General features: G+C 36.8%; 2 protein-coding genes. Both read right to left on the bottom strand.

The window, feature by feature from the left end:
* Positions 1–694 (bottom strand): IS982-like element ISLll1 family transposase (locus ABT369_RS57840; protein WP_350627283.1); only part of this gene is annotated, 694 nt, incomplete at its 3' end.
* Positions 695–873: 179 nt separating this feature from the next.
* Positions 874–1,165 (bottom strand): transposase (locus ABT369_RS57835; protein WP_350627281.1); only part of this gene is annotated, 292 nt, incomplete at its 5' end.

The raw sequence follows: 1,165 nt of genomic DNA, 5'->3' as shown, positions 1-1,165 counted from the left end.
GTTTTGAAAAATTAGGGAAAAGGATTTTCTTTTGCTTCATGTTCTTCCTGACAGGTGTAATTAGATCAATTCCTTCTAATTCCAGCCTTTCATGCAGTGACTGACCTAGATATCCCATATCTCCAAGGACTGTTGGTGTCCCAAATTGACTCAACACTTCCTCGGTCATTGAACTATCAGCCATTGAAGCAGGAGTAATTGTGTAGTCTATGACATAGCCTGATTCACTGACTAAAGCATGACATTTACATCCATAGAAGTACTGTCCCTTTGTAGCATTGTAGCCAACATTGGCATAATCTCCAAGAACTTTGCTTCTGAAATTACGAATAGGCTGACACAAAGGAATGGGGAAGCTGTCAATAATGGATACACTCATTCCTTCAACCTCTTTAAAGACGAGTGCTTGGCGAATGACTTGGATACTCGGTAAGAGGGCATTACAACGGCGGACAAAGCGAGAATATTCTAGGAAATTAGGAAATAAACTTTGAGCCAATTGGTGCTTAGCTTTAAGCGTTTCACTAAAATGCAGTACGCCCCAGAGGTAACAAGCGATAACTAAGCAATCTGATGTTGCGAGATGGACGTTTTTTCGGTTTTGAACCTCAAGGGGAACACTCGTTTGATAAAGCGTCTCAATGGTTGTCAGTAAATAAACAAAAACTTTTGGAAGTGTGCTATTATAAGTCATATAAGTCGTGAGCTTTCTAATGCTTAGTGCTTTTAGATTAGGATAGCACGACTTATTTATTTTCCAATGAAATTAACTAGCAATTCGGGTTAACTATTATCAATAGTTTAGTTTTCATTCCCTATCAATGTATTTTATTATATACCTATTTCTATATATATACCCGAATTGCTAGTTGATTATTTAGCCATGACTTGATACCCGATAGAATATCTTAAAGTCTCTGGTTCCAGTGATTTAGCTGATTTTAACAGTAAAGAATACGCTAAAAGTATCATCTCTAATCTCAATTGAAAACCTTGAGGCGAACGACTTTTACAACGCTCAGCTCCTAAATTTGTCAAAAAAGAAAAAACTCGCTCAATCACTTTTCTACGTTTTGAAAAATTAGGGAAAAGGATTTTCTTTTGCTTCATGTTCTTCCTGACAGGTGTAATTAGATCAATTCCTTTTAATTCCAGCCTATCATGC

This window comes from Dactylosporangium sp. NPDC000244 (assembly GCF_040300725.1).
Taxonomy (GTDB): Bacteria; Actinomycetota; Actinomycetes; order Mycobacteriales; family Micromonosporaceae; genus Dactylosporangium.
Note: the sequence above shows the minus strand (reverse complement) of the source record. Positions and strands in the feature narration are given on the sequence as shown.